The 14,555-nt window shown below is 65.3% G+C and carries 17 protein-coding genes; 4 read left to right on the top strand and 13 right to left on the bottom strand.

Annotated elements, in window-relative coordinates; translation table 11 throughout:
- Positions 1-10: 10 nt before the first annotated feature.
- A complete protein-coding gene (locus M2432_RS08730) occupies positions 11-700 on the bottom strand; it encodes an FCD domain-containing protein (RefSeq protein ID WP_280826397.1) in 690 nt (229 codons plus the stop codon).
- A 63-nt stretch (positions 701-763) separates the two neighbouring features.
- Between M2432_RS08730 and M2432_RS08725 the strand changes: the two genes are divergently transcribed.
- A complete protein-coding gene (locus M2432_RS08725) occupies positions 764-1,261 on the top strand; it encodes a gluconokinase (protein WP_280826396.1) in 498 nt (165 codons plus the stop codon).
- On the opposite strand, the gene M2432_RS08720 is transcribed toward M2432_RS08725, so the two are convergent.
- The 3 genes from M2432_RS08720 to M2432_RS08710 are packed head-to-tail and all read right to left on the bottom strand — an operon-like array spanning position 1,251 to position 3,464.
- Positions 1,251-1,724 (bottom strand): RDD family protein, encoded by a 474-nt coding sequence (locus M2432_RS08720; RefSeq protein ID WP_280826395.1) that lies wholly within the window; start codon positions 1,722-1,724, stop codon positions 1,251-1,253. The genes M2432_RS08725 and M2432_RS08720 overlap by 11 nt on opposite strands.
- A 10-nt stretch (positions 1,725-1,734) precedes the next feature.
- On the bottom strand, positions 1,735-2,553 hold the full coding sequence (locus M2432_RS08715) for a tat pathway signal sequence (protein WP_280826394.1): 819 nt from the start codon (positions 2,551-2,553) through the stop codon (positions 1,735-1,737).
- Entirely contained in the window at positions 2,550-3,464 is a 915-nt protein-coding gene (locus M2432_RS08710) for a LysR family transcriptional regulator (RefSeq protein ID WP_280826393.1), read from the bottom strand. The genes M2432_RS08715 and M2432_RS08710 overlap by 4 nt, the downstream gene beginning before the upstream one ends.
- Before the next feature lie 85 nt (positions 3,465-3,549).
- Here M2432_RS08710 and M2432_RS08705 point away from each other — a divergent pair, with 85 nt between their 5' ends.
- Positions 3,550-4,371 carry an acyl-CoA thioesterase domain-containing protein gene (locus tag M2432_RS08705; protein ID WP_280826392.1) on the top strand — a complete coding sequence of 274 codons (822 nt, stop codon included), beginning with the start codon at positions 3,550-3,552 and terminating at the stop codon, positions 4,369-4,371.
- A gap of 114 nt (positions 4,372-4,485) precedes the next feature.
- On the opposite strand, the gene M2432_RS08700 is transcribed toward M2432_RS08705, so the two are convergent.
- Genes M2432_RS08700 through M2432_RS08690 form a run of 3 tightly spaced genes read right to left on the bottom strand, consistent with a single transcriptional unit; the run spans position 4,486 to position 5,697 of the window.
- On the bottom strand, positions 4,486-4,635 hold the full coding sequence (locus tag M2432_RS08700) for a hypothetical protein (protein ID WP_280826391.1): 150 nt from the start codon (positions 4,633-4,635) through the stop codon (positions 4,486-4,488).
- A gap of 45 nt (positions 4,636-4,680) precedes the next feature.
- Positions 4,681-5,298, bottom strand: a complete 618-nt coding sequence (locus M2432_RS08695) for a zeta toxin family protein (RefSeq protein ID WP_280826390.1) — start codon at positions 5,296-5,298, stop codon at positions 4,681-4,683.
- Positions 5,299-5,307: 9 nt separating this feature from the next.
- On the bottom strand, positions 5,308-5,697 hold the full coding sequence (locus M2432_RS08690; RefSeq protein WP_280826389.1) for a hypothetical protein: 390 nt from the start codon (positions 5,695-5,697) through the stop codon (positions 5,308-5,310).
- Positions 5,698-5,851: 154 nt separating this feature from the next.
- On the opposite strand from M2432_RS08690, the gene M2432_RS08685 reads away from it, so the two are divergent.
- Together M2432_RS08685 and M2432_RS08680 are read left to right on the top strand one after the other, a co-directional pair.
- Positions 5,852-6,733 carry an EamA family transporter gene (locus M2432_RS08685; RefSeq protein WP_280826388.1) on the top strand — a complete coding sequence of 294 codons (882 nt, stop codon included), beginning with the start codon at positions 5,852-5,854 and terminating at the stop codon, positions 6,731-6,733.
- A gap of 12 nt (positions 6,734-6,745) precedes the next feature.
- Complete coding sequence (locus M2432_RS08680) at positions 6,746-8,146, top strand: cytosine permease (RefSeq protein ID WP_280826387.1); 1,401 nt, start codon at positions 6,746-6,748, stop codon at positions 8,144-8,146.
- Here M2432_RS08680 and M2432_RS08675 read toward each other — a convergent pair.
- The 6 genes from M2432_RS08675 to M2432_RS08650 are packed head-to-tail and all read right to left on the bottom strand — an operon-like array spanning position 8,133 to position 14,531.
- Entirely contained in the window at positions 8,133-9,263 is a 1,131-nt protein-coding gene (locus M2432_RS08675; RefSeq protein WP_280826386.1) for an epoxide hydrolase, read from the bottom strand. The two genes, M2432_RS08680 and M2432_RS08675, sit on opposite strands and share 14 nt — an antisense overlap.
- A 31-nt stretch (positions 9,264-9,294) precedes the next feature.
- On the bottom strand, positions 9,295-10,779 hold the full coding sequence (locus tag M2432_RS08670) for an adenylate/guanylate cyclase domain-containing protein (protein WP_280826385.1): 1,485 nt from the start codon (positions 10,777-10,779) through the stop codon (positions 9,295-9,297).
- Positions 10,776-11,402 carry a lactate utilization protein C gene (locus M2432_RS08665; protein WP_280826384.1) on the bottom strand — a complete coding sequence of 209 codons (627 nt, stop codon included), beginning with the start codon at positions 11,400-11,402 and terminating at the stop codon, positions 10,776-10,778. The genes M2432_RS08670 and M2432_RS08665 overlap by 4 nt, the downstream gene beginning before the upstream one ends.
- Positions 11,399-12,868, bottom strand: coding sequence for a LutB/LldF family L-lactate oxidation iron-sulfur protein (locus tag M2432_RS08660; RefSeq protein ID WP_280826383.1), 1,470 nt, complete (start codon positions 12,866-12,868; stop codon positions 11,399-11,401). Before M2432_RS08660 ends, M2432_RS08665 begins: the two co-directional genes overlap by 4 nt.
- Positions 12,865-13,593: a (Fe-S)-binding protein gene (locus tag M2432_RS08655; protein ID WP_280826382.1), complete on the bottom strand. Its 729-nt coding sequence runs from the start codon at positions 13,591-13,593 to the stop codon at positions 12,865-12,867. The genes M2432_RS08660 and M2432_RS08655 overlap by 4 nt, the downstream gene beginning before the upstream one ends.
- 44 nt (positions 13,594-13,637) lie before the next feature.
- Positions 13,638-14,531, bottom strand: coding sequence for an aminotransferase class III-fold pyridoxal phosphate-dependent enzyme (locus M2432_RS08650; protein ID WP_280826381.1), 894 nt, complete (start codon positions 14,529-14,531; stop codon positions 13,638-13,640).
- Positions 14,532-14,555: the final 24 nt, after the last annotated feature.

Here is a 14,555-nt window from a genome sequence, read left to right as displayed (position 1 = left end):
CGGCGCGGCATCAGGCGCGCGCCGCGGTCAACCCGCCTTCGTCGGCATCGATGATGGTCCGCATGGACCGCTCGGCGGTAGCCGTATCGCGGTGACGGATGGCGCGAGCGACGTCGTCGTAGGCCTCGACCACCGCGGTATCGGGGATGGCGGTTTGTTGGATTGGCGCGGCAGCCACCAACCGGTGCAGGCCGCGGAACATCGAGTTGCCGCAGGCATCGACAACAGTGTCATGAAACAGCTTGTCCGCCAACAGATACCGTTCCCGATCGCCTGATCTGGCATGTACCGCTATATCGGACGACGCAGCGGCCAAGGTCCGGCAGTGTGAAGGGTCGGCGCGCTGGGCGGCGAGGGCGGCGGCCACCGGTAGGTACCCGGTGCGCAGCTCGGCCAACGAATCCAGTTGCTCGGCGCGATCGCCGGATTCCAGTCGCCATCGAATCACCCTGGCATCGAACACGTTCCAGGCCGTCTCCGGCTGAATGGTGATGCCGATGCGGCGGCGCGAGGCGATCATGCCCAATGATTCGAGCACCCGGATCGCCTCGCGCGCCACGCTGCGCGACACCCCGTAGCCGGCGCTGACCCCGTCGAGCGTGATGACGTCACCGACCGCCAGCTCACCCGAGACGATGCTCTGGCCCAACCCGGTCAGGACATTGCCGTGCAGTGCGCTGACACCGGATTCGGACACCAATACATCGTGTCATATGGTCCCGAGCGGCGGTAAAAGGCAGATCTGTGCGCTTAGATGAGTCACGTGCCAGCACCAATCGTCGTCATGGGCGTGGCCGGCTGCGGGAAATCGACGGTCGGCGATGCGTTGGCGCGCCGGCTGGGAATCGCCTTCCTCGATGCCGACGACCTGCATCCGGCGGTCAACATCGAGAAGATGGCCCGCGGGCAACCGCTCGACGATGCTGATCGTGAACCGTGGCTGGCCGCGGTAGGAGACTGGCTTGCGGTTCACCGCGACGGCGGTGTCACGGCCTGCTCAGCGCTGCGGCGGCATTACCGCGACCAGTTACGCCGGTATTGCCCCCAAGCGGTGTTTGTCCACCTGGATGTTCCGCCCGAGGTCATCGAGACGCGGTTGGCCGGGCGGACCCGGCATTTCATGTCCGCGACGTTGTCCGCATCGCAGTTCGCCACCCTCGAACCGTTGGCCGGCGTCGAGAGCGGCATTACTCTGGACGCCACCGCAAGCGTAGATCAGCTTGTGGGACAGTGTCTTTCGGCTACGCTGATTACTTCTTGACCACCTGGGTGCCACCGGCCAGCTCGTCGTGGCGGCCCTGCTTGCTCGGGCTGTCGTTGATGGTGATCGCAATGTAGATGTAGGCGATGAACGCCAGCAGCCCACCGATGTACGGGATGACGGTGATCAAGGTGAACAGGTTGCGGATAGCTGATTGCTTTGCGCTCGGTTTCGCGAGGCCGTGCGGCCCGCGAACGTGCATGCCCAACAGCATCTTGCCCGGCGTCGCACCGGCCAAGACTTCGAACAGCACAAAGTACAAGTAGGTGCCGAGGCCGGAGAACAGCCCGGTCACCATGATGTCACTCAGCGAACCCACCGAGAAGGCACCGAAGGCGGCCAGGAGTCCAACGATCAACCCGTCGATGAACCGGGCGAAGAATCGGGGCAGCAGTTGACCAGGGTGCACCGGGACGGGGGCGCTGTACGGGTCTGAGGAGGGGTAACTTCCGCCAATCGTCATAAATCCCAATCTACCTACGGCCGGACAACAGGATCTGGCTTAAACGGGAAGTTGTCACCTGACCTTCGTCGCAGCCGCCGGCTCCGCCCAGCGCGTTCATGATGGCCAGGGTGTAGCGCTGGCTGGGCCCGGCGAAGCCGACGCTATTGGTCACCCAGCCGCCCTGCTCGTCGGACCAGCCATCCTTGTTCCCGGGTGCCATATCCGGGCCAGCTCCCCACACGCCCCACTGCTGGTTGGCGTCGACATGCTGCATCTGGTCGATGATCCAGGCTGTTTCGTTGGGTCGCAGGCCGGTCAGCATGAAGTTGACCATGTGGTCCAGGTCATCGGTGGTCGACTTCTGAAAACCCCAGTAGGGGAACATGCTTCCGAATCCGGGCTGCGGTTGCACCCGGGTCATGCCGAAGTGGGGGAAGTCCTTGTTGAACACGGTGTGATCGGTGCCGCCGTAACGGGTCCACAGGGTGTCCGCGGCGTCGTTGTCCGAGGAGTGCAGCATCGACTTCATCAACGCAATGTCATTGTCGCCCAGGCGGACCAGGCCGGCGACCTGTCGAGCGAACAGGTCCACCACGATGCCCAATTTGATGGTCGATGCCGTCCAGATCATCTCGCCGGCATGTGAATTGCGGTACACCGCACCGGTTTTGCGGTCCCGCAGTACGTAGCCGACCACACCGGGGCGGCTCGCCAGGTAGGCGTCGGCGGTGGCGACGCGCTGCTGTGCGTCGCAGTCACCGGTGCATTCCGCCCGAGCGACAGCGGGAGTGGGAAGGGTCAGCAGGGCGGTCGTCAAGACAGCTCGAATCCACTTCACGCCAGTCATCCTGCCGTCGGTCTGGGCCATGCCGGCAGAGCTGCCGGTCCATCGGCGGGTCGCAGCCGATCCAGTACCGCCCGCAGCGGCGGCCAGGTGGCCCGGCCCTTGCGGGTGACGGCGTAGGCCGTGTGGATCACCGTCGGCCCGGCCAGCGGCACCACCGTCACTCCGGGGTTGGTGGGCCGCTCCAGCGGCAGCAGGCCGACACCGTAGCCCGCGACGATCAGATCCTCGACCAACTCCAGGCTGTCTATCTGGTGGGCGATACGCGGGATGAATCCGGCCAGCGCGCCCAAAGTCCGGACCGCGTCCTCGTCAGCGGTGTTGCGCGAGTTGACGATCCAGGTCCGATCGGCGTAGTCAGCCAGCTCAGCCGGCCCGGTGGCCTCGTTGGTCCGCAGGCCCAGTCCCCACGGGATCGACCAGAGCGCAAGGCTTTCCAACAACGGTCCGGGGGAGGCCGGGGCCAGGTTGTAGTCATAGGTCAACGCGAGGTCCAGGTCGTCGTCGGTCAACAAGGCGAACGCCTCGATGGGCTCGTACTCACTGATGGCCACCTCAATTCCGGGATGTTGACGGGTCAGGTCGGCCAGGATCGGCAGCAGTGAGACTCGAATGCCCGTGGCGAACCCGCCGATGCGCAGGGTGCCGACGGGCTCGGCCCCGGAATCCAGGTCGAGTCGGGCCGCGTCGACTGCGGCCAGGATCGTGACGGCATGGTCGGCCAGGCGCTGTCCGGCCGGGGTCAGGCGGACCCGGCGGCCCTCCGGTTCGATCAGTTGCGCGCCGGTCTCCTTGGCCAGGGCAGCGAGCTGCTGGGACACCGTCGACGTGGTCAGGTTCAGATTCTCGGCGACGGCGCGCATGGACCCCAGACGCGACAGGGCCAGCAAGAGGCGCAGTCGGCGGGTATCCATATCGGAAGTGTCCGAGAAATCGGCGCCGATTCGAGCCGACTGGCCCGCAGTTATGAATATTTAGCCATTATGCGACGATGCGAAAATGAGCGAACGTGCAGCCCATTTCATCCCCCTGGACGCCGAACGCGTGCAACCGACCCGGTTCGCCCAGAGCCACTGGGGTGCGGACCACCTGAACGGTCCGGCGCTTGTCGGGCTGGCTGCGCACGCCTTGGAGTCGGCCTACGGGCTGCCTGAATTTCTCCCGTCCCGCTTGACCGTGGACCTGTTCCGGGCCGCTCGTGGGGTGCCGACGATAACGAAGGTGGCCATCGTCCGCGACGGTCGACGGGTCCGCAACTCCGAGTGCGAGGTGATCCAGGACGGTGTCACCGTCGCCAGGGCCACGTTGGTGCAGTACCGGATCTCGGAGCCGCCGCGGGGTGCGGAATGGGCCAGTACCACCGATTTTGTGCCGCCTGAGGTGATTGATACCGCGCTGGCCACCTATATCGGCAGCGATGACGTCGGGTGGACCCGCTCCATCGCCGAGCACCAGAACGCCTCTCGTAAGCGGTATGTCAACCGGTCCATCGACGTCATCGAGGCCCAGGTCAATTCGCCGTTCGTGCGGGCGGCCATGGCGGCCGAGGGCACCAGCTTGGTGACCAACCTCGGTACCGCCGGGGTCGGCTACATCAACGGTGACGTCACGATGACTCTGGCCCGGTTGCCGCAGGATGACTGGGTTGGCGCACAGGCCGATACGCACTGGGCGCACGATGGCATCGCGGTGGGTACGGCGACCCTGTTCGATAGCGCCGGACCGTTCGGCTCCGGGATGGTGACCGCGGTCAGCAACCCCGCTGCTCAGATCGATTTCACTCACGACCCGTTCCCGGAGCGCAGCGCTCGCGAGATGTAGGCATCTGATTCAGCTAAACGTCGATTAGGACTATTGGGGCGTAGAGCTTGTACGGGGCGTCGGCAAAATCCTAGCCTCGGCTCGAAGGGGGGCCAACAGCACCGGTTCGTTGGATCAGGACAGCAAGAAGACCGCAGACAAGTCATCGAGCACCACAAGTGCTAACGAGTCGAGCAACTCCAGTTCCAACTCCGGCAGCAGCTCCAGTTCCAGTGGCCGGCACGCCAGCGGCAAGACCGGCAGCGACAGCGGCAAGCCCGCCAAGCACGCCGCTGCCAGTGGTTCTCACGCCAGTGGCAAACACGGTAGCTAGGTCGAGCGGCGCTCGCGCCTCGGCGACTGGGGCTCGGCGCCAGGCCAACGGGTCTGCAGCGGTTCGGGTGTCCATGACGGCCACGACGGCGTGCCCACACTGACACCGCCGTTGAGTTGTGCCACCACACGTGGTCCCTGCGCGCGCGAATTGTCGTACACCGTGGCGATATCCGACCGAGTGGCGGCCGCTGCGACCAAGTCCCACAGCCGCCGGTAGCGCTCACGGATCTTGGGTTCGGGAACGCTGTGCCCGCCGGCGCGGACCCGGTAACCCACACGCGCCACTGCCAGGTCTTCGGGGATCAGCACGACGTGCAGCACCACGGTGTAGCCGGCGTGATGAGCCGACTCGATGAGATCCAACTTCGACGGATGCGAGAACACGGTCTCGGCGATAAATGATCGCCCCTGCTCGATCAACGCTGCGCGGGTGCCGGCGGCGACCTGCGCAGCGTCGTACGAATGCAGTTCGGGGTTTTCGGGCCAGCGCTGTTTGGCAATCTCGTCAGCGTTGACGAATACGCAGCTCGGAAGCAGGGGCGCCAGAATCGCCGCGACGAAGGTCGACTTGCCTGCTCCGTTCGATCCGACGACAAGGTCGAGACGTTTCACCGCGCCGCGCTAGTGACCGGCATCCACCACCACGGAGGTGCCGTTCGGTCGGTACTCGACCAGCTCCCCGGCGTCGTTCAGTGCCACCGTCGTAATACCTTGCGCGGCAAGCATTTCAGTGAAATTGGTCTGCGCCAGGTGCTCGTCGATCGCAGCGGAGATCTCGGCGTTGAACACCACACCTTCTTCGGTGCTCAGGCTCGCCAGATCGAGCTCGCCGGCCAAGGCGGCCTCGACCCGATGCCGGGATGCGGTGTGCTGACTGGACACCGCTCGTCCTACCCTGGCCCAGTGGTCGAGCTGCTGTTTGGCCGATCGGCTCTGCCGGACACCTTCAGCCGCCGCCGATTCCATCAAATCGGCGGCAACCCGGGTGACGCGATCCGCAACCTCGGTCATCGCATGCCTCCTTGTAGCAACCTGTAACACTCTGTAACAGAATGCTACAACCATCCAGCAAAGCCTGCCATCACATCATCATTCAGAATTTATGAACGGTATATCCGCGATTCTCACGTGGACATGAACATTCGGGCTGTCGTTCAATGCCTGGGTGACCACAGCCTCCGCCCGCAATGGCGCGTTCATGACGATCGCGTCCATGTCGTCGGTGCAGCTCGGCGCCGCGCTGGCGGTCGAACTGATGGACGGCATCGGCCCGGAAGGGGTGGCGTGGTTGCGCCTGGCGTGGGCCGGCAGCCTCATGCTGCTGTTCGTTCGCCCCAAGCCGTCGTCGTTCACGCGCTCGGCGTTCGGCGCGTGTGTCCTGCTCGGGATGGTGACCGCCGGATTCACCCTGCTCTTCATGATGGCCGTCGCCCGTATTCCGCTGGGTACCGCCAGCGCGCTGGAATTCCTCGGCCCGCTGGCTGTCACGGTGGTCAAGGGGCGCGGACGCCTCGTGTTGCCGGCGATGGCTGCCACCGGGGTGGTGTTGCTGACCGAGCCGTGGGCGGGCGATGTCAATCTGACCGGAGTGTTGTGCGCAGTGGCCTCCGCGGGGTGTCTAGCTGCCTACATTCTGCTGACCCAGCGGGTCGGCGATGAGGTCGCCGGCATCAGCGGTCTGGCGGTGTCGATGCCTGTTGCCGGACTGATTGTCACCGGCTACGTCACCCTCATCGACCGGTCGCCGGTATTCGATCACCTCTCGCCGCGGTTGCTGCTGGCCGGATTCGGCCTGGCGTTGCTGCTGCCCGTACTGCCTTTCGCCCTGGAAATGCTGGCTTTACGCCGGTTGACCACCGCGGCGTTCGGCACCCTGATGAGCCTGGAGCCGGCGCTGGCCATGCTGATGGGGATGATCATCCTGCATCAGGTACCCCGGCCCAGTGCCGTCGTCGGCATCGCTCTGGTGGTGGCGGCCGGAGTCGGGGCGGCCCGTACGGGGGCCCGCACTCACAGCGAGCCTGTCGAGCCCTATCCTGCGGCGTGATCGAATAGCAGCATGACCCGACCGGCTGCCGTTCAGGACGCGCTCACCGCTGCACCGTTCACTGGCCGCACCCCCAGTGGTGCCGGTGACATGTCGGTGGAAACCCATGGCATCGCCCCGGTCTCGGCAGACCAGCGCTACGGCACCCCGCGTCGACTGTTCACCGTGTGGTTCGCCCCGCAGATCAACATGACCTGTGTCTTTACCGGAGCGCTCATCGCCACCCTCGGCCTGGGCTTCTGGCTCTCGATTGCTGCCATGGTTCTGGGTACCGTCCTGGGTTCCCTGGTGGTGGGGTATCTGTCCACGTTGGGTCCGCGCACCGGGACCGCGCAATTACCCGGCGCCCGGATGGCTTTCGGGTCCGCGGTGGCGATTCCCGCTGCGCTGCAATGGCTCTCGTCGGTGGCATGGGACGCCCTGGTCGGCCTGTTCGGTGGTGAGGCGCTCTCGGTGTTGCTCGGTGTCCCGTTCTGGGTGGCGGTGCTGATCGTGCTCGGTGTGCAGGGGGCGGTCGGTTTCATCGGCTATGAACTGATTCATCGGCTGCAGGCCGTGCTCACCGTGATCTTGTTCACGACATTCGTCGTGTTCGCCGTCAAACTCGTTGCGGGACATCAGGTAATGACGCCGGCCAGCGTGCACGGCGCGGATCTGGCAGGGGCCTTCATGCTTGCGGTGACCATCGCGCTGAGCCTGGCCGTGTCGTGGGCCAGCTATGCCGCGGACTTCAGCCGCTACCTGCCGGCCACCTCCTCGCCGCGGCGGGTATTTGGATTCAGCTTCGCCGGACTTGCGCTGGCGTACGTGTTCGTCGAGACCATCGGCATTGCCGCCGGCACGGTGATCACTGATCAGACCGCAGTGGGTGTGCGGTCGGTGATGGGCGGGGGAGCGCTCGGCGCCCTTGCACTGGCCGTCATCGCCCTGGCCTCGGTGGGGTCGGGGGTGATGAACGACTACAGCGGATCGCTGGCGCTGCAAACCCTGGGCATTCGGGTGCGGCGGCCGCTGTCCTCGCTGTTGGTGACAGGTTTGGCGTTCGGGCTGATCCTGTGGCTGCACACCGGCGACACCGCCACCCGATTCCAGAATGTGCTGCTGCTGATCAGTTATTGGATTCCGGCGTTCGCCGCGATCGTCATCGTGGACTGGCGTCGCCGCAGCAGCGGACGCGCAGCGGTGGACCCGGCCCAGGAGGTGACCCCGCGGGCCGACGCGATCGCCGCGTTGGTCGCGTTCGTGGTGGCCTACGGTGCTGCGATCCCGTTCATGAACACCACGCTGTTGCAGGGCCCGGTCGCCGTGGCCTGGCACGGCGCCGATATTGCCTACTTTGTGAACTTCGTTGTGGCTCTGGTCATCTACGGGGGATACCGTCGGCGTAAGTCACCTGCGCTCAGCGCACCGTAGCGAAGAACGCCCGCACATCGTCGACCAGCAGCTGCGGTTGCTCGAATGCGGCGAAGTGTCCGCCCCGCGGCATGGTCGTCCAACGGGTGATGTTGTACATCGGCTCACACCAGGATCGCGGCGCCCGGCCGATCTCCTTCGGGAACGATGCCACCCCAGTCGGCAGCTCCACCCGAGTACCAGAACCGAATGCCGCCATGCTTTCCCAGTACAACCGGACAGACGAGGCGCCGCTGGCGGTGACCCAGTAGATCATCACGTTATCCAACAACTCGTCGTGGCTCAGCACGTTCAGTGGATCGCCGTCGCAGTCGGTCCAGGACCAGAACTTCTCCACGATCCAGGCCAGTTGCGCCACTGGTGAATCGACCAATCCGTAGCCGAGGGTCTGTGGCCGGGTGGCCTGTTGCTTGGCGTATCCCGAATCCTGCTTGCGGTAGTAGGCCATGGCTGCCAGCGCCTGTTGCTCTTCGTCGCCGAACTCGGTTTGCCCGGCAGGGGGACGGGCCACCGGCATGTTGGTGTGAATCCCGATGCAATGCCCCACATGCCGGCCGATCTCGGTGGTGACCGCCGCGCCCCAGTCTCCGCCCTGGGCGCCGTACCGGTCATAGCCCAGCCGCACCATGAGCGTGTCCCACGCCCGGGCGATGCGTCCGACGTTCCAGCCGGTGGCCGACGGCTTGCCGGAGAATCCGTAGCCCGGCAACGACGGACACACCACATGGAAGGCGTCTTCGGCGCGGCCGCCGTAGGCGACAGGATCGGTCAGCGGCTCGATTACCTTCTGGAATTCAGCGATCGACCCCGGCCAGCCGTGAGTGACGATCAGCGGGAACGCGCCGGGGTGCGGCGAGCGCTGATGGATGAAATGGATGTCCAATCCATCGATTTCGGTGACGTATTGATCGAATCGGTTGAGCGCGGCCTCCCGCGCCCGCCAGTCGTAGCCGTCGGCCCAGTATTCGGCGATGGCGCGGGTGTAACTCAGCGGGATGCCCTGGCTCCAGTCCTGTACGCATTCGGCTTCGGGCCAGCGGGTGTTGGTCAGCCTGCGACGCAGGTCTGTGAGGACGTCGTCGGGCACGGCGATGCGGAACGGTTTGACAGCGGTCACGACACATCATTGTGGCCGAGTGCCCGCAGCCTTAGTCAGCCGCCGGTACCCAGGCGCTCGTGAGCTTGGATCGCCCGCGCAACATTCGCACCCCGGACTGCTGCCAATGTGCGCGTTCACCGCTGTCGGACAAGACAACTGCCCTGTCAGCGGCCAACGTGCGCCCGGGCTCCTTCTTGGCCAGGTCGGCCAAGCGGGCCGCCTCGTTCACCGGATCACCGATCACGGTGTACTCGTACCGATTCTCGGCACCGATGTTCCCGGCGAACACGCTGCCTGCGGATACCCCGATGCCGAAGTCCACGACCGGCAGCTGCTGTAGGGCAATGCGTAGGGCGCGGGCGGTGGCCAGCGCATCGGTGGCGGCGGACGCTGAGCGCAGCGGAGCTCCGTAAATGGCCAGTGCGGCATCACCTTGGAATTTGTTGATCAGCCCACCGTGTTCGTCCACGGCTGCGACGACGATCCCGAAGAAGGCGTTGAGCACCTCCGCGGTTTCGCGCGGGGCAAGGGTGCCGGCCATCCGGGTGAAATCGGTCAGGTCGATGAACAGCACCGCGACATCGCGCACATCTCCGGTCGAAGGGGAATCCGACGATAGGGCCAGCCGTGCAACATCGGGGCCCACGTGTCGGCCGAACAGGTCGCGCAGTTGTTCGCGCTCCTGCAGGCCGGCCACCATTCGGTTGAAACCTGATTGCAGTCGCCCTATTTGGGATTGCTCGTATACCGGAACCGTCCGGCCGATCTTCCCGCGTTCGACTTCGGCCATCGCGTCGACGACGTCTCGGACCGGATCGGAGATCGACAGCGACACCACGATCAGCGACCGCAGCCCCAGTCCGACCGAGACCACTGCCAGCACTACAACCGGGATGTCCACCGACGCTGTCTTCGGAATCAGCCACCCCAGGTGCCGGAACCCGACCAGCACGGCGATGAGCAGGCACGGCATGGCACTGTTGGCCACCCACATGGCTACCAGTCGCGCCAGTACGCCCGGGGCTGTGGCGCGGCCCAGATAATCGTGTGATGCTGCGGCGACCAACGGGCGGTACACGCGCTGGGTGAACAGCAAGCTGGTGCTTATGGTCGACACCGCACCGAAACCCGTTGCCAGCACGATCAATAGCGTCGGTACGGGCTCCGGATTGGCGACGATCATTACGGCACCGCTCAGCACCCAAATCATGATCACGAAGGTGGACTGCCGCCGGACGATGTCGATCGCGGCCTTGCGCTGGGCTTCGTCGGGCACGCGCCGGTCCGAATACCACCGTGCGGTGTCGATGATGTTGCGGTAGCCCAAGACCGCGGTCACCAGGGCGCCGGACACCACCACGATGATCGACAGGATCAGATTGTGGCGATTCAGCAGTGGCCGGGCGTCACCGAATGTTTCAGCGCACAGCGATACGACGACCGCAATGACCTCAGCCGCAGTCATTAGCTGCGCAAACGTGCGGCCGGCGGCGTACCGCAGCGCGATCGAGCGCGCACTGGGCCGATCGGTCATCGGCACTCGGGTGCCCCGACGATCAGCACATCCAAAGTACGTGGGCCGTGTACACCTTCGACACGCTCGAGTTCGATGTCACTGGTGGCGCTCGGGCCAGAGATGAAGGTCAGTGGCCGGGTGCCATCGAGCGCGGCGAAGCCCTGCGGGACGGTATCGACGATCTGGTCCTCCCGGATCACGCAGATGTGGTGGTCCGGGACCAGAGTCAAGGCCCGACGGCCCTGCCCCGCACCGGCGTCGAGCACAATGGTGCCGGTGGCAGCGATGCCCAGCGCGCACCCGGTGACCACCGCGTCCGCCTGGTTCAGGTCATCGATCACCAGCGCCGGGTCGTCGACGACGGTGCGCACGCCCGCCACCCAGTCGGCCGGCAGATCCCGCGGGATCACCACCGTTCCGTCGCCCACCAGCGTCGCCACCGTCGGCGCTATGTCGGCGACTCGATGAACCCGTGCCCGGTAGTCGGCAACCGTCTCGACGAACCGTTCGACATCGCCGGCACCCTCGAGAGGCCTGCGGTCGTAGTCCCGTGGCACGGCGACCGGGGCTGCGGTGCCACGCACGGCGCGGATCCGCCCCAGCACCTCCGCCCGTGGATCAGTCTGCGGGTCGTAGCTCATGAGCCTGATCCTGCCCGGTTGCGGGCCCACCACTGCCGGAACGTCTCGGCTGGCGGTTCAGGAATATCGCGGCTGGTGGTCCATTTGGAGGCCGGCCAGGGCAGTGCCGAGATGCGGTGATCCCTGCCGGCTATCAGCCGGGCAGCACCGAGTGCCTTCTCCGCCAACGCGAATCGATTGCTCGATGACATCGCCCACGCGGCGGCTTTCATCGCCAGATCCTGTCCAGACGGCAGCCCGCCACGTTCTTGATCCACCTCCTTCGCACGCAGATGCACCAGGATGCTCGGGATGTCGATGCGTACCGGGCACGCCTCGAAACAGGCACCACATAACGACGATGCAAACGGCAGGCTGGCGTTGGGATCGTCGTGACCTGTGGTACCGGTCAGCTGCGGGCTGAGGATCGCCCCGATGGGGCCCGGATACACCGAGCCGTAGGCGTGCCCGCCGGTCCGCTCGTATACCGGGCACACGTTCAGACAGGCGCTGCACCGGATGCAGTGCAGAGCAGCGCGTCCCACCTCGTCGGCCAGCACCTTGGTGCGCCCGTTGTCCAGCAGCACCAAGTGGAACTGCTGCGGCCCGTCGCCGGGATAGACGCCAGTCCACATCGAGGTATACGGATTCATGCGCTCAGCGGTCGAGGAACGCGGAAGCAGTTGCATGAACACTTCGAGGTCGGAGAAGGTCGGGATCACCTTCTCGATGCCCATCACGGTGATCAGGGTTTCGGGCAGGGTCAGGCACATCCGACCATTGCCCTCGGATTCGACCACGGCCAGCGTGCCGGTCTCGGCGACCCCGAAGTTGGCCCCGCTGACCGCGACCTTTGCCGACAAGAACTTGCGGCGAAGGTGCTCGCGGGCGGCCATGGCCAACACCCGTGGTTGGTCGGAAAGCTCAGTGGCGCGGGGCATTTCACGGGCGAATATCTCCCGGATCTCGGCCCTGTTGCGGTGGATCGCAGGCACCAGGATGTGGCTGGGCCGGTCGTGACCCAGCTGCACGATCAGCTCGGCCAGGTCGGTTTCGATCGGGGTTATGCCTTGGGCTTCCAGGTATTCGTTGAGCCCGATCTCCTGGGTGGCCATCGACTTGACTTTTACCACTTCACTGTTTCCGGTGGCTCGGATCAGTTCAGCGACAAGGTGATTGGCTTCATCGCCGTCGCGCGCCCAGTGCACGGTCCCGCCCCGGGCGGTGACGTTGCGTTCCAGCTCTTCCAGTAGTTCGGGCAGCCGGGCCAGCACGTCTTGTTTGATGGCGCTGCCGGCGGCGCGCAGCTGCTCCCAATCTGCGCATTCAGCCACAGCCGCAAGACGTTTGGCGCGGATCGTTGCGGTGGCGTGCCCGATGTTGCGGCGCAGCTGGGTATCTGCCAGCGCGGTGCGGGCCGCGGCGGGAAACTTCTGGTCGCCGCGTAGATTGCCTACGCCTGGGTTACCGAGGAACACCGCGGTCATCGGGTCGCCGCCAGGATTTCGGCGAGGTGCACGGTGCGTACTCCGCTGCGCATCCGGCTCAACCCGCCGCCGATGTGCATCAGGCACGACGAGTCGCCGGCCGTGCACACCTCGGCGTGGGTCGACGCGATGTTGGCCATCTTGTCGGCCAGCATCGCGGTGGAGACGTCAGCGTTCTTGATCGCGAACGTTCCGCCGAATCCGCAACAGGTTTCGGCGGCCGGCAGCTCGACCAAATCCAGTTCGGCCACTTTGCGCAGCAGCTGCAGTGGCTTGTCCCCAACACCGAGCATCCGCAGTGAATGACAGGTGGGGTGGTAGGTCACCCGGTGCGGGTAATAGGCGCCGACGTCGTCGATACCGAGCACGTCGATCAGAAACTCGGACAGCTCGAACGTGTGCGCCGCAACCGATTCGGCGCGTTCGGCGAGCGCCGGTTGGTGGGCGCGGTGGGCCACCATGGCGTGTTGGTGGCGTACCGCGCCAACGCAAGACCCCGACGGTGCGACCACCGCGTCGTACCCCTCGAACGCATCGACGTGGTTGTGCACCAGGTCGACCGCTTCCTTCAGATACCCGGTGTTGACATGCATTTGGCCGCAACAGGTTTGCGATTCCGGGAACACCACCTGATGGCCGAGACGCTCGAGCAACCGGACCGTGGCGATGGCCGCGGCCGGGAACATGGCGTCGGCCAGACAGGTCGCGAACAGAGCTATCCGCACCGGCCGACACTACCGCTGATAATGCCGGCGGGGCAGCAACATGTTCAGTTTGCGTGCCGGTCGGCCACTTCCAGGACCCGGTCCAGGATTGCCAGACCCTCGCGTGCCTCCTCGGAACTGGCGTTGCACGGCGGAGCCACGTGAATGCGGTTGAAGTTGGTGAACGGCAGCAGACCCAGCTGCTTGCAGGAGGCGATCACCGCGTTCATGGCCGCGCTGGAGCGGCCGTACGGCGCCAACGGTTCGCGCGTAGCACGGTCGGCCACCAGTTCGATGGCCCAGAACACGGCGGCGCCACGGACCTCGCCGACACTGCGGTGCCGCTGAGCGAAGTCGCACAGCGCGGGTCCGATGACCTGCTCGCCAATCCGGGCGGCGTTCTCCACCATGCCTTCCTCGCGCATGACGTTGATGGTCGCCACGGCGGCCGCGCAGGCCAATGGGTGCCCGGAATAGGTCAGCCCGCCGTGGTAGGCGCGGTACCGGGAGAGGACCTTGTACTTACCGGTGTGCAACCGAGCCATGCGCACTGCGAGCTCGACAGCGTCGGCGCCGCCGTTGGTGAAGAAGATCGTGTTCACGTCACCGGGGGTCAGTTCAGCCAGCAGCCGGGCTGCCTCTGACCGGGCAGCGTTCACGTGTTGCGGTGCGATGGTGCACAAAGTGGCGGCCTGTTCCTGAATCGCCGCAAGGACTTTCGGGTGCTGGTGCCCGATGTTGGTATTGACCAGCTGGGAAGAGAAGTCCAGCAGTCGGTTCCCTTCGTCGTCCCAGACGTAGCGGCCTTCGGCGGCTGTGATCGTCATCGGGTTCAGCTGCGCCTGGGCCGACCAGGAGTGGAAGACGTGGGCGCGATCCAGGTCAGACGCCCGCTGTGCGTCAGCGCGAAGGGAATCCAGCGTCAGGCCTTCGGGCAGAACATCATTGGTGATTGTCATTGACTGTACTTTTCGAGTCTAAGT

Source organism: Mycobacterium sp. OTB74, assembly GCF_029892685.1.
GTDB lineage: Bacteria > Actinomycetota > Actinomycetes > Mycobacteriales > Mycobacteriaceae > Mycobacterium.
This window is presented reverse-complemented; position numbering and strand designations above follow the sequence as displayed.

Excerpts from the sequence above, each read along its gene's own strand:
- M2432_RS08720 (WP_280826395.1), bottom strand. The coding sequence starts at position 1,724 with ATGACGATTGGCGGAAGTTACCCCTCCTCAGACCCGTACAGCGCCCCC.
- M2432_RS08715 (WP_280826394.1), bottom strand. The coding sequence starts at position 2,553 with ATGACTGGCGTGAAGTGGATTCGAGCTGTCTTGACGACCGCCCTGCTG.
- M2432_RS08710 (WP_280826393.1), bottom strand. The coding sequence starts at position 3,464 with ATGGATACCCGCCGACTGCGCCTCTTGCTGGCCCTGTCGCGTCTGGGG.
- M2432_RS08705 (WP_280826392.1), top strand. The coding sequence starts at position 3,550 with ATGAGCGAACGTGCAGCCCATTTCATCCCCCTGGACGCCGAACGCGTG.
- M2432_RS08690 (WP_280826389.1), bottom strand. The coding sequence starts at position 5,697 with ATGACCGAGGTTGCGGATCGCGTCACCCGGGTTGCCGCCGATTTGATG.
- M2432_RS08680 (WP_280826387.1), top strand. The coding sequence starts at position 6,746 with ATGACCCGACCGGCTGCCGTTCAGGACGCGCTCACCGCTGCACCGTTC.
- M2432_RS08670 (WP_280826385.1), bottom strand. The coding sequence starts at position 10,779 with ATGACCGATCGGCCCAGTGCGCGCTCGATCGCGCTGCGGTACGCCGCC.
- M2432_RS08665 (WP_280826384.1), bottom strand. The coding sequence starts at position 11,402 with ATGAGCTACGACCCGCAGACTGATCCACGGGCGGAGGTGCTGGGGCGG.
- M2432_RS08660 (WP_280826383.1), bottom strand. The coding sequence starts at position 12,868 with ATGACCGCGGTGTTCCTCGGTAACCCAGGCGTAGGCAATCTACGCGGC.
- M2432_RS08650 (WP_280826381.1), bottom strand. The coding sequence starts at position 14,531 with ATGACAATCACCAATGATGTTCTGCCCGAAGGCCTGACGCTGGATTCC.